The sequence below is a fragment of the Citrobacter sp. Cf072 genome, from assembly GCF_030334485.1.
GTDB lineage: Bacteria > Pseudomonadota > Gammaproteobacteria > Enterobacterales > Enterobacteriaceae > Citrobacter > Citrobacter freundii.
In genome coordinates this window covers 13,696-38,528 of the sequence record NZ_JAOWDX010000039.1, presented here as the reverse complement: position 1 = coordinate 38,528, position 24,833 = coordinate 13,696, and the positions used below count along the sequence as shown (strand labels likewise).

The 24,833-nt window shown below is 50.5% G+C and carries 24 protein-coding genes and 2 pseudogenes; 19 read left to right on the top strand and 7 right to left on the bottom strand.

Annotation, left to right across the window (positions count from 1 at the left end; translation table 11 throughout):
• The first annotated feature begins 16 nt into the window (after positions 1-16).
• Genes OGX66_RS07380 through OGX66_RS07305 form a run of 16 tightly spaced genes read left to right on the top strand, consistent with a single transcriptional unit; the run spans position 17 to position 14,061 of the window.
• A complete protein-coding gene (locus tag OGX66_RS07380) occupies positions 17-343 on the top strand; it encodes a DUF2190 family protein (protein WP_286511245.1) in 327 nt (108 codons plus the stop codon).
• Entirely contained in the window at positions 336-611 is a 276-nt protein-coding gene (locus tag OGX66_RS07375; RefSeq protein ID WP_008784476.1) for a DNA breaking-rejoining protein, read from the top strand. The genes OGX66_RS07380 and OGX66_RS07375 overlap by 8 nt, the downstream gene beginning before the upstream one ends.
• Positions 612-623: 12 nt before the next feature.
• A complete protein-coding gene (locus OGX66_RS07370) occupies positions 624-1,178 on the top strand; it encodes a phage tail protein (RefSeq protein WP_008784477.1) in 555 nt (184 codons plus the stop codon).
• Positions 1,175-1,573, top strand: a complete 399-nt coding sequence (gene gpU, locus OGX66_RS07365) for a phage tail terminator protein (protein WP_008784478.1) — start codon at positions 1,175-1,177, stop codon at positions 1,571-1,573. The genes OGX66_RS07370 and gpU overlap by 4 nt, the downstream gene beginning before the upstream one ends.
• Before the next feature lie 7 nt (positions 1,574-1,580).
• Entirely contained in the window at positions 1,581-2,318 is a 738-nt protein-coding gene (locus OGX66_RS07360; protein ID WP_286511242.1) for a phage tail tube protein, read from the top strand.
• A 36-nt stretch (positions 2,319-2,354) separates the two neighbouring features.
• The gene (gpG, locus tag OGX66_RS07355; protein WP_008784480.1) at positions 2,355-2,762 is read left to right on the top strand and encodes a phage tail assembly chaperone G; all 408 of its coding nucleotides are present in this window, start codon (positions 2,355-2,357) and stop codon (positions 2,760-2,762) included.
• Between the two features lie 50 nt (positions 2,763-2,812).
• Positions 2,813-3,091 (top strand): phage tail assembly protein T, encoded by a 279-nt coding sequence (locus OGX66_RS07350; RefSeq protein WP_003034817.1) that lies wholly within the window; start codon positions 2,813-2,815, stop codon positions 3,089-3,091.
• The gene (locus tag OGX66_RS07345) at positions 3,069-5,585 is read left to right on the top strand and encodes a phage tail tape measure protein (RefSeq protein ID WP_286511237.1); all 2,517 of its coding nucleotides are present in this window, start codon (positions 3,069-3,071) and stop codon (positions 5,583-5,585) included. The genes OGX66_RS07350 and OGX66_RS07345 overlap by 23 nt, the downstream gene beginning before the upstream one ends.
• 3 nt (positions 5,586-5,588) lie before the next feature.
• Positions 5,589-5,936, top strand: coding sequence for a phage tail protein (locus OGX66_RS07340; RefSeq protein ID WP_286511234.1), 348 nt, complete (start codon positions 5,589-5,591; stop codon positions 5,934-5,936).
• Positions 5,933-6,688: a phage minor tail protein L gene (locus OGX66_RS07335; RefSeq protein ID WP_286511229.1), complete on the top strand. Its 756-nt coding sequence runs from the start codon at positions 5,933-5,935 to the stop codon at positions 6,686-6,688. The genes OGX66_RS07340 and OGX66_RS07335 overlap by 4 nt, the downstream gene beginning before the upstream one ends.
• Position 6,689: 1 nt before the next feature.
• Entirely contained in the window at positions 6,690-7,400 is a 711-nt protein-coding gene (locus OGX66_RS07330) for a C40 family peptidase (RefSeq protein WP_275388313.1), read from the top strand.
• A 29-nt stretch (positions 7,401-7,429) separates the two neighbouring features.
• Positions 7,430-7,771, top strand: a complete 342-nt coding sequence (locus OGX66_RS07325) for a hypothetical protein (RefSeq protein WP_275388312.1) — start codon at positions 7,430-7,432, stop codon at positions 7,769-7,771.
• 43 nt (positions 7,772-7,814) lie between these two features.
• A complete protein-coding gene (locus OGX66_RS07320; RefSeq protein WP_275388311.1) occupies positions 7,815-8,420 on the top strand; it encodes a tail assembly protein in 606 nt (201 codons plus the stop codon).
• Positions 8,421-8,473: 53 nt separating this feature from the next.
• On the top strand, positions 8,474-11,683 hold the full coding sequence (locus OGX66_RS07315) for a TipJ family phage tail tip protein (protein WP_275388310.1): 3,210 nt from the start codon (positions 8,474-8,476) through the stop codon (positions 11,681-11,683).
• Between the two features lie 2 nt (positions 11,684-11,685).
• Positions 11,686-12,630 carry a DUF6453 family protein gene (locus tag OGX66_RS07310; RefSeq protein ID WP_167736277.1) on the top strand — a complete coding sequence of 315 codons (945 nt, stop codon included), beginning with the start codon at positions 11,686-11,688 and terminating at the stop codon, positions 12,628-12,630.
• 9 nt (positions 12,631-12,639) lie between these two features.
• Complete coding sequence (locus tag OGX66_RS07305) at positions 12,640-14,061, top strand: phage tail fiber protein (protein WP_275388309.1); 1,422 nt, start codon at positions 12,640-12,642, stop codon at positions 14,059-14,061.
• 138 nt (positions 14,062-14,199) lie between these two features.
• Here the strand turns inward: OGX66_RS07305 and OGX66_RS07300 are convergent.
• Positions 14,200-14,343: pseudogene (locus tag OGX66_RS07300) on the bottom strand (DinI-like family protein); the annotation flags it as partial.
• 269 nt (positions 14,344-14,612) lie between these two features.
• Between OGX66_RS07300 and OGX66_RS07295 the strand changes: the two are divergent.
• Both OGX66_RS07295 and OGX66_RS07290 read left to right on the top strand, forming a co-directional pair.
• Positions 14,613-16,172: an EAL domain-containing protein gene (locus OGX66_RS07295; protein WP_275388308.1), complete on the top strand. Its 1,560-nt coding sequence runs from the start codon at positions 14,613-14,615 to the stop codon at positions 16,170-16,172.
• Between the two features lie 12 nt (positions 16,173-16,184).
• Positions 16,185-16,389, top strand: a pseudogene (locus OGX66_RS07290) (S24/S26 family peptidase); the annotation flags it as partial.
• Positions 16,390-16,560: 171 nt separating this feature from the next.
• Here the strand turns inward: OGX66_RS07290 and potB are convergent.
• Both potB and potA read right to left on the bottom strand, forming a co-directional pair.
• Positions 16,561-17,424, bottom strand: a complete 864-nt coding sequence (gene potB, locus OGX66_RS07285; RefSeq protein ID WP_016150058.1) for a spermidine/putrescine ABC transporter permease PotB — start codon at positions 17,422-17,424, stop codon at positions 16,561-16,563.
• The gene (gene potA, locus OGX66_RS07280) at positions 17,408-18,544 is read right to left on the bottom strand and encodes a spermidine/putrescine ABC transporter ATP-binding protein PotA (protein ID WP_003030791.1); all 1,137 of its coding nucleotides are present in this window, start codon (positions 18,542-18,544) and stop codon (positions 17,408-17,410) included. The genes potB and potA overlap by 17 nt, the downstream gene beginning before the upstream one ends.
• A 250-nt stretch (positions 18,545-18,794) precedes the next feature.
• On the opposite strand from potA, the gene pepT reads away from it, so the two are divergent.
• Complete coding sequence (gene pepT / locus OGX66_RS07275; RefSeq protein ID WP_016150059.1) at positions 18,795-20,021, top strand: peptidase T; 1,227 nt, start codon at positions 18,795-18,797, stop codon at positions 20,019-20,021.
• A gap of 102 nt (positions 20,022-20,123) precedes the next feature.
• Here the strand turns inward: pepT and roxA are convergent, their stop codons facing one another.
• The 4 genes from roxA to OGX66_RS07255 form a co-directional block, all read right to left on the bottom strand.
• Positions 20,124-21,245 (bottom strand): [50S ribosomal protein L16]-arginine 3-hydroxylase, encoded by a 1,122-nt coding sequence (roxA, locus tag OGX66_RS07270; RefSeq protein WP_088902430.1) that lies wholly within the window; start codon positions 21,243-21,245, stop codon positions 20,124-20,126.
• A 92-nt stretch (positions 21,246-21,337) separates the two neighbouring features.
• Positions 21,338-22,801: a two-component system sensor histidine kinase PhoQ gene (gene phoQ, locus OGX66_RS07265; RefSeq protein ID WP_016150060.1), complete on the bottom strand. Its 1,464-nt coding sequence runs from the start codon at positions 22,799-22,801 to the stop codon at positions 21,338-21,340.
• On the bottom strand, positions 22,801-23,472 hold the full coding sequence (gene phoP, locus OGX66_RS07260; protein ID WP_003030783.1) for a two-component system response regulator PhoP: 672 nt from the start codon (positions 23,470-23,472) through the stop codon (positions 22,801-22,803). Before phoP ends, phoQ begins: the two co-directional genes overlap by 1 nt.
• A 73-nt stretch (positions 23,473-23,545) precedes the next feature.
• Positions 23,546-24,715 carry a tyrosine-type recombinase/integrase gene (locus OGX66_RS07255; RefSeq protein ID WP_003841871.1) on the bottom strand — a complete coding sequence of 390 codons (1,170 nt, stop codon included), beginning with the start codon at positions 24,713-24,715 and terminating at the stop codon, positions 23,546-23,548.
• Between the last annotated feature and the right edge of the window lie 118 nt (positions 24,716-24,833).

Sequence of the window (24,833 nt, the reverse complement as noted above, 5' to 3'; positions counted from 1 at the left end):
GATGGAGACTGAATTTATGGCGAAGAATTTTGTACAGCATGGCAAAACTATTGAGATTGCCAACACGGGCAGCGTTGAGATCCTGAGTGGTTCGCCGGTGATGGTGGGGAAAGTCGTGGCGATTGCCATTACTGATATTGCGGCAGGCCAGACGGGAGACGGTTTTACCGAAGGTGTTTTCCTGCTGCCTAAGCTGACTACCGATGCGATCACCATCGGTGAGCAGGTTCATATAAAAGATGGAAAAGTGCAGAACGACGCGACAGGTGCCGATCTGGCTGGGGTTGCCTGGGAAGATGCTGCTTCCAGTTCCGCAATTGTAGCCGTGAAAATCAATGCCTAATCCCTTTGACAGACTTGTCAGCCGCATGGATGCGGTCACGGTGAACAAAATGGGCAAGCCAGCGACCATCAACGGGGAGCCCATGATTGTTATTCCGGCTGAGTTTCTGGAAGAAATGGGGCCTTTGAGCGGAACAGGGCGATCGCTGGTGGTGTTTACTGCAGGATACAGGCCGCGTCGTAATGACGTGGTGATTTTTGAAGGGGAGGAATTCCATCTTACCCGTCACGAACGCTTTAACGGCAAACCGCGCATCTTTATCGAGTAAGCAGGAGGGAGTATGTCGATTAAGGGGCTGGAGCAGGCCATTGCTAATCTGAACAGCATCAGTAAAAGAGCTGTACCGCGCGCTTCCGCCCAGACGGTGAACCGTATCGCCACGCAGGCGGTCAATCGCAGTGTGTCCGCTGTCGCGAAATCAACCCGCGTTCCCCGAAAACTGGTCAGGCAGCGTGCACGGATACGTCGGGCTACGGTGGAGAAGCCGCGCGCTCTGATTCGCATAAACCGCGGGAATCTTCCCGCTATCAAACTGGGACCATCCAGTATGCGTCTGTCACGGCGTAAACGTGATAAGTCAGGTGCGAACAGTGAGCTGCGTGTGGGGCGTTTTCGTTTTCCCGGGGCCTTTATTCAACAACTGGCAAACGGTCGCTGGCATGTCTTGCGGCGTACCACAAAGAGTCGGTATCCCATTGAAGTGGTCAGTATTCCCCTTTCCGTTCCTCTGACCGAAACGTTCCGGGCTGAAGTGCCAAAACTTATGGACGAACGTATGCCGCAAATTATGCGACAAAACCTGTCTAACCAACTGAGGCTGATCCTTAAACGATGAAAAACAGTGATATCCGCAAAGCCGTACTAACCGCGCTCCAGCGCAATATCTCAGATGCAGTGACATGGTTCGATGGTCGTCCTGGGTTTCTGGATGAGCAGGATCTTCCAGCGGTTGCGGTTTACCTTTCTGACGCCCGAGCCTCGGATGAAAGTGTTGATGAAGATATGTGGACAGCCGTGCTGCATGTTGAGGTGTTTCTGAAAGCCACGGCTACAGACAGTGCTCTGGATTCCTGGATGGAGGACCGCATCTATCCGGCAATGGCTGATGTTCCCGAACTGGCAAATCTTCTCGAATTGATGGCGGCTCAGGGGTATGACTATCAGCGCGATGAAGAGGCCATGACGTGGGGATCTGCCGACCTCAGTTATTCCATCAGCTACATTATGTGAGGACGTAATGACTACACCAAACCCATTGGCGCCGGTAAAGGGTGCCACCACCACACTCTGGATTTATTCCGGGTCGGGCAACCCGTTCGCTAACCCATTATCGGATGTTGACTGGACGCGCCTGGCAAAGATTAAAGACCTGCAGCCCGGTGAACTGACTGCCGAATCAAACGACGACACCTATCTGGATGATGCGGATGCTGACTGGACGTCCACTTCACAGGGCCAGAAATCGGCGGGGGAGGCCAGTTTTACGCTGGCCTGGAAACCTGCCGAGAGCGGGCAGCAGGATCTGGTTCGCTGGTTTGATGACGGTACCGTGCTGGCGTACAAAATCAAATACCCGAATGGCGCCATCGATGTGTTCCGTGGCTGGGTAAGCAGCCTGGGTAAAACGGTGACGGCAAAAGACACCATTACCCGTTCTGTCAAAATCAGCAACAACGGCAAACCAGGTCTTGCTGAAGACAGCGCTGCTGCAGTGATTGACGTAACCGGCGTCAGCCTGGATAAATCGACCACCACCGTTGCGGTTGCTGCCACCACCACGCTGAATGTCACCGTGGCGCCAGCCAGCGCAAGCGATCCATCTTTCCGGGCCACCACCACGGATGCAGGTAAAGCCACGGTGACTGTCGCTGGTACAGTGCTGACGGTAACCGGCATTGCCACCGGAACCGCCGACATTATTGTGATGACCAACGATGGGCTTTTTGTCGCGACCTGTAAAGTCACCGTTTCCTGACTTCCGGGGCTGTGGCCCCGCTTTCTGGAGTAATGCATGTTTTTAAAAAGTGAGCCGTTCGAACGCAACGGCAAGACCGTCACGCTCTACGAACTGTCGGCGCTGCAGCGTATTGAGCATCTTGAACACCTGAAGACGCTGGAAAGTATCACCGATGCCGACATGCAGGCGGCGATGGATATGACGATTAAATCCGGCGCACTGCTGGTGGCCATGTCTTTATGGCATGGACATCCCCTGAAAGGGGCGCACAAAACGCCGAAAGAAGACGTTGAGCAGATCCAGAATGAAGTACTGATGACCTGGCCGCTGGAGATTGTTTCCGCAGCAGAGTACAGCGTGAAGCTGCTGTCCGGCATGGTGCCGCTGCAGGAAGCGAATGATCCAGAGGATGTTGCTGTGACTGAGCCGGTCAGTCTGGAAAAGTCCTCGCCAGCGAGCTGACATTCGTCCTGAAACTGGCGCGTGAATTTCGCCGCCCGGACTGGCGCGCCATGCTTGCTGGCATGTCGTCAACGGAATACGCCGACTGGCGAACGTTCTACCAGGACAATTTTTTTAATGATGCGCAACTGGATGCACATTTTTCCTCGCTGATGCATATCGTCATTACCGCACTTGACCCCAAAACCACATCAACCCCTGCCAGCTTCAGCCTGCTTTCACCGTCTGCGGAGGATATTGCCGATGATGAACCCGGTGACGCTGTGCTGATGGCAAAGGCCGAGGGCATTTCAGGAGGTGTTCGCTATGGCCCAGACGGCAGTGGGTGACCTGGTCGTTAACCTTGACGTTAATTCGTCAAAGTTCAACGAGCAGATGGAGTACGTAAAAAGGCAGTTTAAGCAGACGGGTGACGCAGCGAATGACTCTGCTCTGAAGGTGCAGCAGTCATTTACCCGCCAGGAGAGCGCGGCGAAGAAGGCCGGTATTTCAGTCGGCCAGTACAACGCGGCGATGCGTATGCTGCCTGCGCAGTTTACGGATATCGCCACTCAGCTGGCCGGTGGGCAGAGTCCGTGGCTTATCCTGCTGCAGCAGGGCGGTCAGGTGAAAGACTCCTTCGGCGGTATTATTCCGACCTTTCGGGCGCTGCTGGGCACCATATCGCCGGTGATGGTAGGCGTTGGCGCGCTGGCTGCCGCCACTGGAGCGGTGGTTTACGCCTGGTATCAGGGCTCGTCCACGCTGTCTGATTTCAACAAAACGCTGGTCCTGTCCGGTAACACTGCCGGGCTAACCCAAAACCGCATGCTGGTGCTGGCGAAATCCGGCGAGCAGGCGGGACTCACGTTTAACCAGACCAGCAGCGCGCTGACGGAGCTGGTCAACGCCGGAGTGCGTGCCGGTGCCCGGTTCGATGAGATGAGTCAGGCGGTAGCGAAGTTCACCGATGCGTCGGGCGTGCCGGTCGACAAGGTGGCAGCGGCATTTGGCAAACTGACGAATGATCCGACTTCAGGCCTTATTGCTATGGCGCAACAGTTCCACAACGTTACCGCGGAACAGATTGCTTATGTGGCGCAGTTGCAGCGTGCCGGGGATGAAGCCGGGGCGCTGCAGGCAGCTAATGATGCGGCGACGAACGGTTTTCGCGAGCAGACAAAGAGCCTGCGCGACAATATGGGGTCGATTGAGACTGCTGCCGACAGCCTGAAGCGTGCCTTTAAATCGATGTGGGATGCGGCGCTCGATATTGGGCGGCCTGACACCACGCAGGAGATGGTTGCCAAAGCGGAAGCGGCCTTTAAGCGGGCGGATGAAATCTGGAATCTGCGTAAAGGTGATGGTTATGTCAATGATGATGCGCGCGCCAGCTACTGGAACGATCGGGAGTCTGCCCGCCTTGCACTGGAAATGGCTCAGCAGCAGGCCAGTGTGGCAAAGGCCACTGAGGATAACGCCGCCCGTGAGGCAGTGATTGAATCTGACCGCCAGAAGTATGCCGCGCAGGCGCAGGCTGCATATTCAAAGACCGAATCAGCTTTGGATAAATTTACGGCAAAACAGAAAGAATATAATCAGGCCATCAAAGACGGACGTATCCTCCAGGCTGATTACAACATTCTGATGGCAGCCGCTAAGAAGGAATACGACGACTCGCTGAGGAAGCCTAAAAAACCGTCAGCAGTGAAAACGCCAGCAGGCGTGAAAAGTGTCGATACTGCCAGCGCGCAGACGCTGGAGCTGGAGGCGCAGTTACGCACTCTGCAGGAGCATAAGAGCATCACGGATACCATCAGCCAGCAGCGGCAGGAATTGTGGAAACAACAATCCCGCTTTTCGGTGCTGGAAGAGGCCGCCAAAAAGCGCGCGCTGACCGCCGATGAAAAATCGGTGCTGGCGAACAAAGACGAGGTACTGGCGCGGGCTGAAGTGAACGCCCGGCTGGGCGATCAGATTGTTGCCCAGGAACGGTTAAACCGCCTGCAGGACAGCTCGCAGAAGTACGTTACCCAGATTGGGGAGAAGACCCGAGCGCTGGTGGCCGGTGGCAGCATGAGTAGCCGCGGCGCGCAGCGGCAAAACGAAGAGGCACAGCTGCGGCAGGGCTGGATGAATGCCGGTGGTACGGACACCGATCAGGGTTATCAGAACGAACTGGATGCACTGAAGAAATATTATGCCGCACAGGACGAGCTCCGCGGCAACTGGCAGGCTGGGGCGAAATCAGCGTGGGCTGACTATGCCGATTCAGCAGCTGATGCCTATGGTTCGATGAAGTCCGCTGCTTCAGCCACATTCGATGGTATCAGCCAGAATATGGCCGATATGCTGACGACAGGGAAAGCAAACTGGGCAGATTTCACCCGTTCCACGTTGTCGATGCTGACGCAGATCCTGATGAAGCAGGCCATGGCTGGCCTGGTCAGTTCTGCCACGTCAGCGCTGGGTTTTGCTGGCGGTGGTTATACCGGATCCGGCGGCAAGTATGAGCCAGCAGGTGTGGTGCACCGTGGCGAGTTTGTCTTTACGCAGGAGGCCACCAACCGAATAGGTGTCGGCAACCTTTATCGCATGATGCGCGGTTATGCGACTGGTGGTCTGGTCGGCGTGAGTGGCGGTGGCGTTGCTTCTCCTTTTGGCGTCAGCGTGTATGCGCCGGTTTCGGTGACAACAGGCCAGGGGGATTCCGGTCAACAGAAAGGAAGCGGCGATGCGCTGGGGAAAGCCTATCAGCAGGTGATCAACAGCTCAATCAGGGAAGGTATCACCAGAGAAGTCCGGCCCGGTGGCATCATCTGGAATGCAACAAAACAGAGGTAAGTAATGGCGATCGAGCATTTTGCATGGCGTATTAAAGCATCCAGCCAGCCGACCCTGAAAAGTAAGGATACCGTCCGTACGGCGCAGTTTGGTGATGGCTATAAGCAGGTGTCAGGTGCCGGGATGAATGATGAAACGCTCAGTTATGAGTTTTCATTTACCGGCGAACCGCAAACCGTCCGGGATATTTATGCTTTCCTGCGGCGCCATAAGACGAAATCCTTTTCGTTTACCCCGCCAGGCGGTGATCTTGCGATGTGGCGTGTTGAGGCAGACAGCCTGCAGCGCGTCACAAAAAGTAAAACGGTGGAAACCGTATCAGCCACCTTTGAACAGGCGTTTGCACCATGAGTTTAAACAGTGATTATCAGAAACTTGAGCCGGGCAATGTTGTCCGGCTTTTTGATGTCGATGGCACCGCATTTGGTGTTTCCGACGTTCTCCGCTTCCACGCCCACAACATTGCCCACACTCCCGATGAAATTGCCGCTGCTGGTGGAGATGAAAATAAGCTACCGGCGAAATCAATCTGGTGGCAGGGGCAGGAATATAAAGCCTGGCCCTGCCAGATCGAGGGTATTGAGACGGCGACCGACGGGACCAGCGCGCAGCCAACGCTCTCGGTAGCTAACCTGGATAGTTCCATTACGGCGCTGTGTCTTACTTATGATGACCTGCTGCAGGCAAAGGTCACGATTCATGACACGCTGGCGCAGTATCTGGATGCGAAAAACTATACGGAGGGCAACCCGTCAGCGGATCCGCAGCAGGAAAAGCTGAAGGTGTTTTACATTGACGCCAAGAGCACTGAAACCAAAGAGGTGGTGGCGTTTACGTTGTCCAGTCCAATGGACCTGCAGGGGGTGATGATCCCGACGCGCCAGCTACATTCGCTTTGTACCTGGTGTATCCGTAACAAATATCGCTCAGGTGATGGATGTGACTATGCCGGAACGCGTTATTTCGACAAGCACAACAACCCGGTTAACGATCCGTCACTCGATGAATGTCCCGGTACGCTCACTGCGTGCAAGTTGAGGCATGGCGAGGGGAACGAGTTGCCGTTCGGTGGCTTCCCTGGCACATCCCTGATCAGGAGCTGATATGCGTCAGAAAATTATCGACGCCATTATGGCGCATGCTGCTGCTGAATATCCGCGTGAATGCTGCGGTGTGGTGGTGCAAAAAAGCAGGGTGCAGCGGTACATTCCCTGCCGCAATCTGGCAACCGATCCGACAGAGCATTTCCACCTGTCGCCGGAGGATTACGCTGCTGCTGAAGACAGGGGAACCGTGATTGCCATTGTCCACAGCCACCCGGATGCCACGACGCAGCCAAGTGAACTGGATAAGGCACAGTGCGACGCTACACTGCTTCCGTGGCACATCGTCAGCTGGCCGGAGGGGGATCTGCGTACCATTCAGCCGCGGGGCGAGCTGCCGCTACTGGAGCGCCCATTTGTGCTCGGTCACTTCGATTGCTGGGGGCTGGTGATGAGCTATTTCCGGCAGACGCATGGCATTGAGCTGACGGATTACCGCGTGGATTATCACTGGTGGGAGGACAGTTACCCCGAAAACTTCTACCACGATTGCTGGTATGAATGCGGATTCCGTGAATTCAGTGGCGTACCGCAGCCAGGTGATATGGTTATCATGCAGGTCCTGGCTAATAAGTGGAACCATGCAGGGATCCTGCTGGAAGGTAACATGTTACTTCACCATCTTTATGGCCATTTGAGTCAGCGTGTACCTTATGGTGGATACTGGCAGGAACGGACGATGAAGTTACTACGCTATAAATCTCTGTGCTAACCTTTTGCAAAACAAAAGGGGATAGGGATATGAAAAAAGCATTATTGGCCTTTTCTTTGTTAATCATGGCTGGATGTTCGAGCATGCAGGATCTCCGAAAAGAGCCAGCGTCAAATTCTTATCAGTCGAAGAAACAAATTGACGCGGTGGCTGAATGCATACTCGGTGGCTGGCAAGAAGAGAGCCAAAAATATGGAAGCGTTTTTATTCAGCCTTATGACGGTGGTAAAACTGTTTTTACACAATCTCAACTTGAGATGGTTGATTTAATATCGGACGGCGGAATTACCAAGATAGAATTTCGTCATCAAGGTGGCCTGTTCGCTTATCGAATCAACAGCCGGATTAAAGTAATAGAACGCTGTATCTGACCAAGACTTAACCCGCTTCGGCGGGTTTTTTTATGGTGAGAATATGAAAGAAATAATGACAACAATTCAGCTAGGCGGAGTGTTAGGAAAGACCTTCGGTAGAACCCATCAACGACTGATAGCGCGAACTGGTGAAGCTGCTATTGCTCTAAGTAAAACATTACCCGGTTTCGAAAGTTTCATGATCAGCAGTAAGCGTCGCGGGTTAACTTTCGCAGTGTTTAAAGGAAAAAGGAATATCGCTGCAGATGAGATGGGGTTTCCCTCTGAAGGTGACGTAGTAAGGATCATGCCTGTAATTATCGGTAGTAAACGCGCTGGAATTTTTCAGACCATATTAGGAGCGGTTTTGATAACTGCGGCTGTCTTTATTTCTGGCGGCGTTGGCGCTGCGTTCGCTGCTGGTGGCTTGACTGGGTTTGCTGCTGCCACTGGTGCATCGTTGGTCCTCGGCGGGGTAATTCAGCTTCTTTCACCGCAGCCATCCGGCATAGCCAGCAAACAAGGTGTAGACAACCGGGCTTCGTATGCGTTCGGAGGAGTAACCAATACAGCGGCGCAGGGATATCCCGTCCCCCTAGGGTATGGTAAGCGTCGAATTGGTGGGGCGATTATTTCTGCTGGGATATATGTCGAAGATCAGCAGTAAGAAAAAATCCTTTTCTCAGGCTACCTCAGGGTGGCTTTTTTTATGGGCGCGATATGGCTTTAGCAACCACGATTAAAGGCCGCAAGGGCGGCAGTTCCAGTTCCCGAACCCCAACCGAACAGCCAGATGATCTGCAGTCGGTAGCGAAGGCAAAAATACTCGTAGCGCTGGGAGAAGGTGAGTTCGCAGGACAGTTGACTGGCAAGGATATTTATCTGGATGGTACCGCGCTTGAGAATGCGGATGGCTCGCAGAATTTCAGTGGCGTAGTGTGGGAGTTCCGTTCAGGGACGCAGGCGCAGAATTACATTCAGGGTATCCCCGGTACTGAAAATGAGATCAATGTTGGCTCTGAGGTTTCAAGTGCAACAGCATGGACACGTACCTTTACCAATTCCCAGCTTTCAGCCGTTCGTCTGCGCCTGAAATGGCCATCGTTATTTAAGCAGGAAGATAACGGCGATCTGGTTGGGTATTCGATCAATTATGCGATAGACCTGCAGACCGATGGTGGTACGTGGCAAACCGTTCTGAATACCAGCGTAACCGGGAAAACCACCTCAGGCTACGAACGCAGCCACCGTATTGATTTACCACAGGCTGGCAGCACCTGGACAATCCGGTTACGCAAGATTACCGCTGACGCAAACAGCGCGAAGATCGGTGACAAAATGACGCTGCAGAGTTTCACGGAAGTGATTGACGCCAAATTACGTTATCCGAATACCGCTCTGCTTTACATCGAGTTCGACTCAAGCCAGTTCAATGGCTCTATCCCGCAGATTTCCTGCGAGCCAAAAATGCGCGTGATCCGTGTTCCGGATAATTATGATCCTGAAACGAGGACTTACAGCGGTACATGGCAGGGCGCGTTTAAATGGGCCTGGACTGATAACCCGGCGTGGATATTTTACGATCTGGTTATTACCGATCGCTTCGGTCTGGGTAATCGCCTGACTGCAGCCAACATCGATAAATGGACGTTGTACCAGGTATCGCAATATTGCGATCAGCCGGTACCGGATGGAAAGGGTGGAAGCGGGACAGAACCACGCTATACCTGTAACGTCTATGTTCAGGACAGGAATGACGCTTACACTGTGCTGCGTGACTTTGCGGCTATATTCCGGGGTATGACGTACTGGGGCGGCGATCAGATTGTTGCGCTTGCCGATATGCCGAGAGATGTGGATTACGCTTACACCCGCGCTAACGTTATCGACGGACGCTTTACCTATTCCAGCAGCACGACAAAAACGCGGTATACCACCGCGCTGGTTTCCTGGTCTGATCCGGGTAACGCCTATGCGGATGCGATGGAGCCGGTGTTTGAGCAGCCTCTGGTGGCCCGGTACGGATTTAATCAGCTGGAAATGACAGCCATCGGCTGCACCCGGCAATCAGAAGCGAACCGAAAGGGGCGCTGGGGTATTCTCACCAACAATAAGGATCGCGTTGTTTCGTTTGATGTTGGCCTGGACGGAAACATTCCGCAGCCGGGATACATCATCGCTGTATCAGACGAGCTTCTGTCCGGCAAAGTTATGGGGGGGCGCATCAGCGCCGTTAATGGTCGCGTTATCAAACTTGACCGCGTTGCTGATGCAGCTGCAGGCGATCGACTGATTCTCAACCTTTCTTCAGGAGCGTCACAGAGCAGGACCATTCAGGCAGTTAACGGGGAATTTGTCACAGTCACCACGGCATACAGTGAGACACCACAGGCCGAAGCTGTATGGGTGGTTGAGTCAGACGAGCTCTACGCCCAGCAGTATCGTGTTGTCAGTGTCTCCGATAACAATGATGGTACCTTCTCGATTACTGGCGCATGGCACGACCCGGATAAATATGCCCGTATCGATACCGGAGCCATCATTGACCAGCGGCCGGTGAGCGTGATCCCGCCGGGTAACCAGTCGCCGCCGGCTAACATTGTGATCAGCTCGTTTTCGGTGGTGCAGCAGAATATCAGCGTCGAAACCATGCGGGTGAGCTGGGATCAGGCGCAGAATGCCATCGCCTATGAGGCACAGTGGCGCCGCAATGACGGTAACTGGGTAAACGTGCCGCGCAGCTCCACCACCTCATTTGATGTATCGGGTATTTATGCAGGGCGCTACCTCGTGCGTGTGCGTGCCATTAATGCCGCTGAAATTTCCTCTGGCTGGGGCTACTCCGAAGAGAAAACGCTGACGGGCAAGGTGGGAAATCCACCGAAACCTGTTGGATTTGCGACAACGCCGATCAACTGGGGGATTCGCCTGAACTGGGGATTCCCGGCTAACACCGGGGATACGCTGAAAACGGAAATTCAGTACACCGCGAACAGTGATTTCTCTAATCCTCTTTTGCTGTCGGATGTGCCTTATCCGTCTGCCGAATACACCCAACTGGGGCTGAAGGCGGGGCAGGAATTCTGGTACCGAGCGCAGCTGGTAGACAGAACGGGTAATGAATCAGGCTGGACCGACTGGGTTCGTGGTGAATCTAATGCGAATGCTGACGACTACCTGGGCGATATTGCTGATGACTTCCTTACCTCTGCAGACGGTGACCGCCTGACTGGCGACATTAACACTGACCTCGAAGCCGCTTTGCAGAACGCGCTGGCCAACCATGGAACAGCGGAACACCAGTGGGCGCAGTACGGCGAGGTACGCGCGGATATTCTGGTGGTCAAAACGACTATTGCACAGGTCGATAAGGCCATGGCTGAAATGTCGACGCAGGTGCAGGCGCAGATTAAAGATGTAACCGCCTCGCTTGAGGATAAGCTCACTGCCACCGTTGATGCTACAAGTGCTACAGCCATTCATACCCTGAAAGTCGGAGTGCGCATCAACGATATTTTTTACGGTGCCGGGATGTCGATTGCGGTGCTGGCCGAAGCGGGTAAGCCGGTAGTCACCCGTGTCGGCTTTAACGCCAATCAGTTCGTCCTGATGAGTGGCAGTGGTGATACGCAATATTCACCGTTTGCGGTGGTCAATGGTCAGGTCTTTATCAGCGATGCGTTTATTCAGAATGGCAGTATTACCAATGCCAAAATTGGTAATTTTATCCAGTCGAATAACTTCGTTGCAGGCTCAGCTGGCTGGCGCATTGATAAAAATGGAAACGCTGAATTGCATGGGAAACTCTATGCCGACAGCGGGAACTTCTCTTTTAACGGGATAAATAACAAAGTCGTAATCGATGGTTATGGACTTCTCGTTAATCTGACAAATGGTGGGAGTGTTCAGATTGGAACATGGAGGGGGTAATAATGCCGGAAGGGATATTTATTAATTACAACGATGGCCGTCCGGTGATGGCTATTACTGCGGGGCTGCGAGCCCCGAGTTTTTGTACATCGTTCTCGGGCTGGTCATCCCAGTCAATGCAGTACCCGGTCAATACGCCACTTGTTCCCGGCTCACTGGCTATCGTGGTGCCCACCAATCCCATTTACATCTATTCCTTCGCTGAATTTGATGTGGCCATTATGACCAGCGTCACCCGAAACGGTGATTCAGGAGTGATTATCGGTGCTGAGACAATCGGCGGAAAAAGCCTTATCCCTGACTGGTCAGGCTACGTCATGGAGCTACTGCCAGCGGCGACTTATAACGAAGGGCTGTTTATTTCAAACTCGACTGACTTCACTGCGATATCCAACCAGGCCGCGCTGATGACCTGCGCTTTTTCCGGGCGCATTACGGTTAGTGGCAGTGCGCCGCTTCCGGTGAGCGGTATTCCTTTTGGGAAATGGGATAACCCGAATGTGTCGGTGGGGTTTGACGGCGGCAACATCATCGTGCGCGATATTTCCTACACAGGGCGTGATGACTTAGAAGGCACAGCGACGATTGACCTGGTGATATTCAACCAGACGGCTCCTGTCGGTGGCGACGGTATCACAATGACCAACGCCGCAGGCCAGGTCACGTTCTCCACGCTGAAACGCCCGTTTGTCTATGACCGCCAAATTCAGATTACTGACGCCTTTCAGGATATTGGCGGTGGATTCTGCCAGATAGTCTATACCGGCGTTCAGGTACGAATGATTGGTGGATGGGGAAATATCAGAACCAAAGGCGTGGTCATGTCAGGCGGTAGCGTCAGGTCAGCCTACAACAAAGTATTTGCGGACCGTAACTCCGGTTCATGGGATATGACCCGAAACAGAAATATCGCCATGCCCATTCTTATTCTTCCGAACATGTATTAAGGAATCACCATGTCAGCAGGTGTTATTCAGTTAACTCATAACTCGGCAACAGTTCTTGGCTATCAGGCCTCTTTTAGTACGACGCTTCAGCCTGGTGACTTTGTCGTTTCTGTGGTGGGCGGCATAGCCTACACCCTTCCGGTAAAATCCATCGAAAGCAATGATTCGCTGACACTGGTCAGTGCCTTTACTGGTCCGACAGCAAATAACCTGGCCTGGGATGCCGTTTCCCGTGTGGCGCTGAATATGGTTACTGCCGCAATGGTGGTGCAGAACACGGAGGCGCTGCGGGGGCTGAATTACGACAAACAAAACTGGCAACTGATATTCAGCAGCAGCGGAGATGTCACGGTAAAATTGCCGGATGGCAGTTCATTCACCGGACCAGCATGGGGCGGTATTGCGTCCACACTGAGTGGCCTGGCAAAGAAAGGTGATAACTCTGACATTACCAGCCTTACCGGGCTCACTACCCCGTTGTCACTTACCCAGGGGGGAACGGGGGCGAAAGATGCAGCAGGTGGACGGCAGGCGCTTGAACTGAAAGCGGCAGCGACAAGAGACGCCGATGATTCATTAAAAAATTACCAGTCAGGGGAAAAGCTTGTTGCCATGCAGGCTGTGACTGATTTTCGTTTAATCTCTGCATATGATTCTATGGAGAATTATCCAAAGGGGATATCAGGAGGACTGACAAAAGGTTCGAGTCTCCCACAATCTGGGTTTGGTGCCACGGATGCAGTCGGGCTGATTAATAACCGGGGATGGCATGATCAGTCAGGGGCTGATACATCTTTTCAGATTGCCTGTAAGGGTATTAATATCGGTTTCCGTGGGGCAGCACTGGCTGGTGGCGCATGGTATTTTTCCCGATTTTATAAATTAAGAACTGAGGCGAATACAACCGTAGACAGCAACGGTTTTATCAAGCAGGCATCACCGATCGTCAATATTTTTGGAAGCGGAAAATTTACTACCAATGAGGAGTCGGAGGGGGTCACTGTTATCAGGACTGCGAAGGGCGAGTATCTCATAAACGGATGTATCGGTCTGAGTTCTGATGCAGCGTGGGGAGGAATAGATGGTGGTTTCGAAATCCCAGTCGACAGAAACAAGCAGCCCCGCATCTGGCTGGATTACAAAGTCAATGCTGATGGTTCAATCTTGGTCAGGACATATCATCGGGTTTATCCCTCAGCCCCACAGTTTGCTCAGAACCGGATAGGAAGTACTGATATTAACGGTGTATTTTCTGAGACAGTAGCTGATGGTGAGCCAGTTGACATCCCGGCAGATTCATTTGTGTCAGTGCGTGTGGAAATGCCGGAAGACAGCATCTGGCAACAGAGACTAAGAGAGGCGAAAGAGTCACAGGAGGCTATGATAAAAGCTGAACTTGAACGCCAGCAAAATCAGCAGGAGGCTCAGTAGGACAAATTGACAGGTGCCGCAGCTACGCCGTATGCAAGAGCATGGCTGCGACCGACTGGCGAGCGTTCGATAGTGCGAGTATTGAATGATTGCCAGTCGCTGCGGATTGTACTTAAGCAATATGACGGTTCAAGGCGTTTAATCTGAAACCAGCCACATATCAGCCTCTTCAAACATTTCCTGAACAGTAGGGCTTATCTGTTCTTTCTCATGCTTGCTGGCGTCTGTGTTGATCACCGGCAGTACCATCATCGGTTTAATCCAAGTACCAGTATCGGGAAAGGGGGCAGTTTCACACTTATGTCCCTTAGAATTACATCTTTTACATTAGACATATAAATATAAGATGAAATGCCACTTATTTGGTTAAAATGCAAACATAAATCTAACTTGGATATGGTTTTACGTTATTTTATAATGTTTTTTTCTAATAAAAAACATAAAGAAATATTTGTTTTAGCCGATAATCTGTTTTAACTGTATGTATTTGATTCACGACAGATAGTAGAATGTATGTTGTTACATAGGGTCAGGCATATAAAGAGGTCGGCGTGAAGAATAACCACAATTTAAAACGAATTAAGCCTTATGTGATATCAATCATGTTTTCATTTTTTATTTTTTTCTCATTGTCTGAGATTTCAATGTATTATATATACAAGGAGAGGATTGCATCATATACAGAACGAGTTTTGAATAGAAGCGTTAGTCTCATTCAACAGATTGATAAAATAAATGATAGTTATGAAATATTTAATGCTTATAGTCCTTGTAGTGAACTACAACTTCATGCTCTAAGAGTGGCCTTATGGCCATATGCTCTTATAAAAGATATATCATTTATTTCAAATGGTGCAGTCATATGTAGTGCTTTATGGGGAGTGTTGCCAGCGCCATTACTTCTCAATATCTATGATAGAAAAGTTGAAAAGGACAATGTAACTTGGTTTTTTGGTGTGTTACTGGAAAATAATGTAAAAGCTGATTTGCTAAGCAATCAAAAATTAGCTATAACGATTTCACCATTTGCATTTAATAGATTTGTTACAGACCATGAAGAGAAGGGGTTTTCTGCAATTGTAGGTGACAGAGATCATTCGCTTCATTTGTTCAAATTTGGTGAGCAGGTTGATCTTCTTGAAGAGGCTCAGCATGATAAATCCTACCAACTAGGACTTATTACCACGCAAAGCTGTAATAAAAATAATAATATCTGTGTCATGGGGGGAGTTAAATTTCCGTGGATGAGTTTCGATAGTTGGTTAATGATGTTATTGATTGCCTTTACATCTATTGTAACCGGTGTTCTTCTGGGGGGTTTTTATAACCAAAGAGTTGCACGCAAGCAATCATTAGTTTCAAGATTAAAAAATGCCATAAAAAGTGAATCATTATATCTTGTGTATCAACCTATTTATAAAATAAAAACCGGAAAGATTATTGGTGTGGAAGCACTAATTAGATGGGATGATTATGATATTGGTAGCATCCCCCCTGATATTTTTATCCCTATTGCAGAGAAACATGATTTAATCCATGAAATAAGTGATTTTGTATTTCGAAGGGTAGTAAAAGAAACCATGTCTCTTTCTGAGGAATTTAATATTATTATAAGCATTAATGTTAGTTCTCAAGACCTTCTATCGGAATCATTTCAAAGCAAAGTGTTTCAGATGATTGATGAATTAAATATAAAACCTGGTATGATAATGATGGAGTTAACAGAGAGGCAGAGTGCGGAAATAAATTCTCTCCAAAAGGTAATTTCTTTATTTAATAATAAGGGTATATCAATAGCTATTGATGATTTCGGGACTGGCTATTCAAATTTAAACTGGTTATCAAATTTACAAATAGATGAGGTTAAAATTGATAAGTCAATTACAGATTCTATTGGTGAACTCTCTGTAAATAACAATGTCTTATCAGGATTGGTGGAGATTTTTAAAGATATAACTCACAAAGTCGTTTTCGAAGGTGTCGAGACTTCAACTCAGGTGAAATATTTAACTGAAATGTTCCCTGAGTGCTGTGTCCAAGGCTGGTATTACTCGAAGCCACTCTCTATTGATAAATTGACAAAATTAGTTAATGATGTCAATGAGTGTTAATATGTATTTTCCTGCGATGGTTCACTGCTGATATGCCCGATCGACGGGGAATTCAGGAGCAAGCGTTACCGAACACATCCTCAACCACATCTGATTAATCCGGGGAGCGGAAGCTCTGCCAGAAGAAGGTGATGGCTACAATTCTTCACACGCAATATTCGGAGTGATCACGTACATCATTAATGATGCCAGGAAAGCGGAGTTTGATGACTGGTGATGTGAGAATCCGCAGATGCCATCGTAGGCAAATATCATCAGCAGGATAATTAGCGAAAAATTGTTCTCCAAAACTCATGTGCAACTACATGATTTTACAGAGTTTGGCATGCAGTTTACTTGAAGGTAAAAAGCATGCCAAAAAGCAAGTTAACCTATTGAATAATATAAACTAACTGTCTATGTCGCTAACCTTCTTGTTCAGCAAGCGCGAGGCACGCCAGTAGATCAGCAGCATCAGACCCATCACGATGGTCAGCGTAATGCTGGTGGCTGCACCAAACGGCCAGTCACGGATGTTCAGGAACTGAACTTTAATTACGTTGCCAATCAGCAGGTTTTTCGCGCCGCCCATTAAGTCGGAAACGTAAAACAGCCCCATTGCGGGCAACATGACCAGCAGGCATCCGGCGATAATCCCCGGCATCGTTAACGGAATAATGATGCGGGTGAAGGTCTGAAGTTTACTGGCGCCTAAATCGCGTGCGGCTTCCAGCAGCGGCTTATCGAGCTTTTCAATGCTGGAATAGAGCGGCATCACCATAAACGGGAGCAGGATGTATACCAGCCCGATAATCACCGCGCTGGGGGTAAACATGATGCGAATGGGTGTATCGATAACCCCGAGCCATAACAGAAACTCGTTGAGATAGCCTTTGGTACTGAGGAAAATTTTGAGTCCGTAGATGCGAATAAGTGAATTGGTCCAGAACGGAACAATCAGCAGGAACAGCAGCAGCGGGCGCACTTTTTCCGGCAGTTTCACCAAAAACCAGGCAAACGGGTAGCCGAGTACCAGACAGGCGAGCGTGGCAATCAGCGCCATATTGAGGGAGTGAACCAGCACCTCAAAATAGAGCGGATCGAGCAGGCGCGTATAGTTCTCCAGCGTAAAGACCATTTTGACGAAATTGGCGTCGTCGCGGGTCAAAAAGCTGGTACCGATGATCATCAGGTTGGGCAGAAAGACAAATAACACAAGCCAACCGACAATGGTGACGATCACCACACTCTGGAATTTACTTGTGTTCTTCATCAGCCAGTACTACCTCCCAGCTTTCTACCCAGTTAATCGCCATTTTCTGGTCGAGAGAGTGGTCAAAGTCAGGATCGTCTTCATTGAAGAATTCGCTGACCATCACCATCTTGCCATTTTCCAGTTCCACAACCGACTCCAGCGTCATGCCTTTGTAGTTGCGTTCGCGCACGTAGCCGATCAGGCCTTCGATATGATTATCATCGTTGATTTCATCTACGCGCAAATCTTCAGGACGTAACAGGACGTGCAGCTTTTGTCCGGGAACCACCGCGAAGTTGACATAAATATTGCACTCGCGACCTTCAACGTTAGCACGAACACGCTGTTCATCCAGACGTTCAATCACCGTGGCGTTAAACATATTGATCTCGCCGATAAACCCGGCGACGAACAGATTCTTGGGCTCTTCGTAGATTTCGCGCGGCGTACCGTCCTGCTCAATCTTACCATCGCGCATCACCACGATGCGGTCGGACATAGTCAGCGCTTCTTCCTGATCGTGTGTGACAAAGACAAAAGTGATACCAAGCTTACGCTGCAGCGCTTTCAGTTCATTCTGCATCTGCTTACGCAGTTTGTAGTCCAGCGCAGAGAGGGATTCATCTAACAAGAGTAAGCGGGGTTTGTTGACCACAGCTCGGGCAATCGCTACGCGCTGCTGCTGGCCGCCGGAAAGTTGATGCGGTTTTCGCTGGGCGAACTCTTCCAGTTGCACCATGCGCAGGGCTTCGGTAACGCGGGGAGAAATGTCGGCTGCGGGCGTTTTTTGCATGCGTAAACCAAAGGCCACATTCTCAAATACGGTCATGTGGGGGAATAACGCATAGCTTTGGAAGACGGTATTCACGTAGCGGTTTTCCGCTGGAACGTGAGTAATGTCCTCGTTGTCCAACATAATATGACCGGAATCAACCGTTTCCAGACCGGCAATCAGGCGAAGAACGGTTGTTTTACCGCAGCCAGAGGGGCCAAGCAGCGTAAGAAACTCGCCATTATTGATGGTCAAATCCAGGCTGGAAATCACCTCTTTACCATCGAAACTTTTGCGAATTCCCGCTAATTGCACCAGTGGAGAAAGCGAACGCGGTTGTTTATTCAATTTTTTACTCTGTCCCATGTAAACGCAACGGATGGCTGACCGATGCGGGGTTTGTGGTTAACCACCTTGATGACTCTTAATGAGGGCCGTTATTCTACGGCAAACCATTGTAATCGCCAATCCTTGTTGCGAATTACTGACTTAGCCCTATAGTCAGAGGGGATGTCAGGGCGAAATATTCTCACTTGCGGGGATAAAAGTGACCTGACGCAATATTTGTCTTTTGTTGCTTATTGATAATGTTGTCACAAAAAGTGAGGGTGACTGCATGGATAAACTACTTGAGCGTTTTTTACACTACGTGTCGCTGGACACCCAATCAAAATCGGGCGTGCGGCAGGTACCCAGCACCGAAGGACAGTGGAAATTATTACAACTGCTCAAACAACAGCTCGAAGAGATGGGGCTGGTTAATATTTCACTGAGCGAAAAAGGCACGCTGATGGCAACGTTACCCGCTAACGTTGCTGGCAATATTCCTGCGATCGGCTTTATTTCCCATGTGGATACCTCACCGGATTTCAGTGGTAAAAATGTCAATCCGCAAATTGTTGAAAACTATCGCGGTGGCGATATTGCGTTAGGCATTGGTGATGAAGTTTTATCGCCAGTGATGTTCCCGGTGCTGCATCAACTTCTGGGTCAGACGCTGATCACTACAGATGGTAAAACGTTGCTGGGCGCGGATGATAAAGCAGGCGTGGCGGAAATCATGACCGCACTGGCTGTGCTTATCCAAAAAGATATTCCGCACGGTGATATCCGCGTGGCCTTTACACCGGACGAAGAGGTGGGTAAAGGGGCGAAGCATTTTGACGTTGCGGCATTCGATGCGCAGTGGGCCTATACCGTTGACGGTGGTGGCGTAGGTGAGTTGGAGTTTGAAAACTTCAACGCTGCGTCGGTTAATATTAAAATTGTTGGCAACAATGTGCATCCCGGCACCGCAAAAGGTGTGATGGTAAATGCGCTGTCGCTGGCGGCGCGTATTCATGCAGAGGTTCCGGCAGATGAAAGCCCGGAAAAGACGGAAGGCTACGAAGGCTTTTATCATCTGGCGAGTATGAAAGGGACGGTCGATCGGGCGGATATGCACTACATTATTCGTGATTTTGACCGTAAGCAGTTTGAAGCGCGTAAACGCAAGATCATGGATATCGCCAAGAAGGTCGGTAAAGGGTTACACCCCGACTGCTATATCGAACTGGTGATTGAAGACAGTTACTACAATATGCGCGAAAAAGTGATTGAGCATCCGCACGTACTGGATATCGCCCAGCAGGCGATGCGCGATTGCGATATTGAGCCGGTGCTGAAACCGATCCGTGGCGGCACTGACGGCGCGCAGCTGTCGTTTATGGGATTACCGTGTCCGAATCTGTTCACCGGCGGCTACAACTATCATGGTAAACATGAGTTTGTAACCCTGGAAGGAATGGAAAAAGCGGTACAAGTGATTGTGCGTATTGCTGAACTGGCCGCGCAACAAAAATAAAGTATGTGTAGTTGCCGGATGGCGCTTCGCTTATCCGGCCTACATTATTACACTCCAGTAGGCCTGATAAGACGCGTAGCGTCGCATCAGGCACACTTCGCATTATCCTTCGAAGAACCAGTACCCGCTGTTGACCAGCGCGGCAAGCATGGCAAGGAAAGAAGGATCTTCCAGCGCATCCTCAAAGTTCTCAGCCGTCAACACAATATGACTGGCCAGCGCTTCCAGGGCAGGACGATGCGGTGAATCAATTTTCTCACCGTTAGCGTAGACGTCGTCGCCAATACGCAATACACGCAATCCGCCCAGACGCACTAACACATCACCTTGCTTCAGGGCATCGTAAATTTCGTCTGGCTGATACGGTGGCTCCGGCGGGGCAATATCCAGTTCATGACGAGACTGAGAAATAAACTCGCCAAACCACTGCTGGAAATGTTCTGGTTGATTAATCAGCCCGAGCATCATTTCGCGCAGCTTATCCATCTCCTGCGGCAGAACGTCGGCCGGATGATCGCGCGGCGGCAGGTCCGGATCGCTGTAATAGGTGCTACCCAGTTCGCGTTGCAAAACGTAATCGGCGAACCCGCTGATCAGCTCGCGAGTGTTTGGCGCACGGAAACCGACCGAATAGTTCATCGCGTTTTCCAGCGCATAACCTTCGTGCGGGAATCCCGGTGGAATGTACAGGATATCGCCGGGTTCCAGCTCTTCATCGATAATAGCTTCAAACGGGTCGACCTGAAGGAGATCCGGGTGAGGGCAGTGTTGTTTCAACTGCAGTTTTTCACCTACGCGCCAGCGACGACGACCTGTTCCCTGAATGATAAATACATCGTACTGATCCAGGTGCGGGCCAACGCCGCCGCCGGGGACAGAGAAAGAAATCATCAGGTCGTCGATGCGCCAGTCCGGTAATTCACGGAACGGGCGCATCAGCGCGGCAGTTGGCTCGTGCCAGTGGTTGACCGCCTGCACCAGCAAAGACCAGTTGTTCTCGCCAAGATGGTCGTAGCTTTCGAAAGGACCGTGGCCAACCTGCCATTTTCCGTCCTGGTGGCTGACGAGTCGGCTGTCGACTTCGCTTTCCATTGCCAGTCCAGCCAGTTCGTCAGGAGAGAGAGGGTCAATAAAATTGTTAAACCCGCGTTTTAAGACCACCGGGCGTTTCTGCCAGTGGCGTTCAAGAAAATCGGGCCAGTTAAGTGTGAGTTGGTATTCCATAATGAGCATCCCGCAGGCTGGTATCTGCAACCGATTATAACGGATACTTAACCTCAAGCGTGAAGTCAGTACATATTTATTACATGCGACGATTACTCGTCTTTCTGGCCCGGCTGCTGGCGACCAAAAATAACTTCCATGCGCGCACCACCCAGCAGGCTATCACCGGCAATAATCTGCCCGTCATACTGTTCGGTGATTTCTCTCGCCACCGCCAGACCGACGCCTTGTCCTGGACGTAGCGTATCTACGCGCTGTCCACGGTCAAACACCACTTCCCGTTTGCTTTGCGGAATACCAGGACCATCATCTTCAACCAGAATATGCAGCTGATCCTCAGACAGTTGCGCTGAAATCTCGACAAACTCCAGACAATATTTACAGGCGTTATCCAGTACGTTGCCCAACACCTCGACAAAATCATTCTGTTCGCCCACAAAGCTGATTTCAGGTGAGATATCGAGATTAATGTTGACGCCTTTACGCTGATATACCTTATTCAGTGCCGAGGTCAGTTTATCCAGCAACGGCGCGATCGGGTGCAGTTCGCGGCTGAGTAGGGCACTGCTGCCACGCATGCTCGCGCGATGCAGGTAATAACCTATCTGTTGGGAAATACGGCTGATTTGTTCCAGCATGACAGGCTCTGCGTCGCTGACGCTCATCTTTTCATTACGCATTGAGCGCAGAGTACTCTGCAATACCGCCAGGGGTGTTTTCAGGCTATGGGTGAGGTCTGTTAACGTGGTGCGGTATTTGTCATAACGCTCACGTTCGCTTTTTAACAGCCGATTGAGATTACGAACCAGGCTGGTCAATTCGCGTGTGGTGGCGGGGTTTAGCATCTCACGATGATGTTCCTCAAGCTCACGGACTTCACGCGCCAGCGATTCAATCGGCCGCAGGCTCCACCACGCGGCCACCCATAACAGCGGAATGACCAGCAACAGATTGGCGACCAGCACATAAATAAACCAGCTCCAGACCATATACGAGCGCTTTAGCTCTATCGGAATGGTATCGACAACCACAATGGTCAGTTGCGGCATTCTGGCAGTAGCAGGATAGACGTTTACCGCCACGGAGTGGGTCATTTCGGCGTCGTCGTCATCTTCTCTGACTTCTTTTAACTGCTGCTGCGCGGAGTGATCTTCGCCCAGTAGGGTGCTGGTAGCGTCTACGTTGGCTTCAATCTCATGAAATCCGTTGGTTTTTAGCCAGTCCGGTTGGATACTTTTCGTCAGCCAGGGAACATTGCGCTGCGCCCACAGAAGTTCACCCGCTTCATTGTAAATCAGCGACATTGTTGGGCTTTGCATGTCGAGGTTCTCGGGCAGCTCGATGTTAATCTTGCCGTTTTCCCATTTCGCCAGGGTATAAAACAGATTACTTTCGCCCCGCAGCAGGCGGAACGTTGTCTTATCAAAACTGACGCTGTAGCCCACCAGGGCAACCATGCCGTAGGCCAGCGACAGCACCAACACCACGCCCGCGGTGGCCAGTAAAAAGCGCAGCCGCAGCGATAACGGGAAAAAATGACGCAATAATTTGTTCATTAGCGCAGTTCGAAAAGATAGCCTTGTCCACGTACGGTAGTGATCACCTCATGCGGATATTGCGCCTGAATTTTTTTACGCAGACGCCCCATCAGGACATCAATAGTGTGACTTTCGCGCAGCTCGGCATCCGGATAAAGCTGCAGCATGAGCGAATCTTTACTGACCACTTTGCCATTATTACGGATGAGAGTTTCCATAATGGTATATTCAAACGCCGTGAGCTTGATAACCTCATCATTGACGGATAACTCGCGTCGGGAGAGGTCCACTTGAAAAGGCGGAAGGGAGATAATTTGCGATGCCAGACCGCTGTTTCGCCGCATCAGTGCCTGCATGCGTGCAGCCACTTCTTCGATGTGAAACGGTTTGGTGACATAATCGTCAGCGCCTGCACTGAGGACTTCCACTTTGTCCTGCCAGCCTTCGCGCGCGGTTAATACCAGAATTGGCAGCGAAACCTCATTACTGCGCCAGCGGCGGATTAGCGACAAACCATCTTCATCGGGGAGCCCTAAATCAACGATCGCGATATCCGGCAGATGCTCATTCAGATAATAGTCCGCTTCCTTCGCATCTTCTGCATCATCCACCTGATGCCCTAAATCCTGTAACTGAACCTTGAGGTGGTGGCGTAATAAAGCATTATCCTCGACAACCAGTACGCGCATCATCGTTTCTCCCTAAAATAATGGTATGAATAGTTTAACGCTGATTATGTGGATTGAAAGCAGCGCTATGAAATTAAATAACTTTTCTCATGCTCCCCTGCCCGTGGGGGCGTCCTGGGGGCAGTGCTGTTGGCATCTGATTGTTCAGCATGTTGACCTGATCCTGGTTCATGTCGCCAATCCACTTGGAGTAAACCTCGTACACCATGCGTGCATCTTCATGTCCCATCTGACTCGCTATGAATGACGGGTTCGCTCCGGCCATCAACGTCCAGCATGCGTAGGTATGCCGTGACTGATAAGGATTCCTTTCGCGGATATTTGCAAGTTTAGTGCCTCGCTTCCAGCCATAGGCAATCGAGTTCTTGGAGAAGTAACTGCCTTTTTTTGACGAATATGCTGTCGGTGAAAAAACGTAGCGAAGAGATTGCTGCTCAGTTTTTCCGATCTCCCGATAGTGAAATCGAATTTCTTGCTTCGGATTAGCGCCGGTGACTTCGTATTGTTCCTTCAGTGCATCCAGAGCAGGTTTAAGCAACGTTATCGTCCTTATTCCGGCATCTGTCTTAGGGGATACAAATACTCGCTTATTCGTCAAACTTCTGGATACGTGGATTTCACCTTTTACCAAATCAATGTCTTCCCATGCCAGGGCGCATATCTCGCCCGGCCTCATCCCCGTATGAACGGCAACAATGATGATTAATGCCTGGCTACGGGGAAGGGCGGCTATCAGTGCCTGGTACTCATGAAGTAAAAGTGGGTCGGGATCATTTTTAGATAACTTGAGTCGCGACACTCCTTCATAAGGAGCATGCAATATAAACTGGCTTCGGTTTGCGAGCTTAAGCATTTCTGATAAAACTGCCATCTGTTTATTGACTGTTGAGGGCGCGCGGCCCTGCCTGGCCAGATTCGGCATTGCCGGGTTAATAATTGTCCCGGTTAATAACTCCTTTCGGTAATGCAAAATGTCGGCATGCTCAATATCTACCAGACGGGTATTTTCTCCGATTACACGCAGTAACGTATTTACGACCAAAGTAAGCGATAGCAGTGTTGCACCAGATACCTCTAAGGCTTTGGCGTCTGTAAAAAAATTACTTAGCTCTTTAAACGTGGTGATTTTTTTGGTTGTGATGAACTTCTTAAGCGCTTTGGATTCCGGGAAACGTTCCGCATAGTCGAACTTACCGAGCTGTATTTCGCTTGTTATGAGCGCGCGAAGATTGCCTGAATACACCTAAAACCATATGGGATGGGTATGGGGGGACTGGAATGCCCTTATGATCATTACCGAGTAAATCATCACGGAGAGTTCGCCAATTGAGGAAAGGTGACACGGATTTACAGATCAACAA